This window comes from Rhizobium sullae (assembly GCF_900169785.1).
Taxonomy (GTDB): Bacteria; Pseudomonadota; Alphaproteobacteria; order Rhizobiales; family Rhizobiaceae; genus Rhizobium; species Rhizobium sullae.
On sequence record NZ_FWER01000177.1, the window covers coordinates 1 to 683 of the forward strand.

Genomic DNA, 683 nt, shown 5'->3' on the forward strand with positions numbered 1-683 from the left:
GATCGCCACGACAGCGTCGACGCCGCACTCGCGGCAGATTTCTGCCGCCGCTTCGATGACATGCGACGGCGCGTCGGCGAGCACGCCGTCGAACACGGTGAGCGCGATGCCGGCTTCGGCAATCGCCGCTTCCGCTTTGCGCGTCAGCCCGGCCGCGCGTACGTTGTTGCCGGTGACGAGCAGCACATGGGCGGCCTTGTAGCCCTTGAGAAGGTCGGCGATCTCGCTGGACGCGCCTGCCCCGAAACGGATGTTGGGCGTGGTCTGGAAAGTGAAGGCCATGTGTTTGGTCCTTTTGTTTGGCTCTCTCGGGCGGCAGGGCCTGCCGCCCGCTTCGAAAAGGCGATCCTGCTGTCGAGCGCCCGCCGGGGCTCCCAAGGCGGTTTATTCCGGGTCGCTCTGCCCGGCGATCAGTCGCTTGTACTTCGAATCGTCGACCCGCACTGCGACCACATGCACCCCACCGCCTTTGAGAGCGGCTTTCAGCGCCGGCACCAGATCGGCCATCGTTTCGACGCGAGTACCCTTGGCGTCACAGGCGTCGGCCCATTTCACGAAATCCGGATTGTGGAAGTTGACGCCAAATTTCGGGAAACCTTTGCCCGCTTGCTTCGCTTCGATCATGCCCCAGCCGCCGTTGTCCAAGATGAGGACGACGAGGTTGAGCTTTTGTTCGACGGCCG

At 63.8% G+C, this 683-nt stretch carries 2 protein-coding genes; both read right to left on the reverse strand.

Annotated features, from left to right (window positions below; genetic code table 11):
- Positions 1-282 (reverse strand): iron-containing alcohol dehydrogenase (locus tag BN1800_RS39625; protein WP_143534273.1); only part of this gene is annotated, 282 nt, incomplete at its 3' end.
- Between the two features lie 102 nt (positions 283-384).
- On the reverse strand, positions 385-683 hold a 299-nt coding region (locus BN1800_RS39630; protein WP_244564840.1), incomplete at its 5' end, for a thiamine pyrophosphate-dependent enzyme.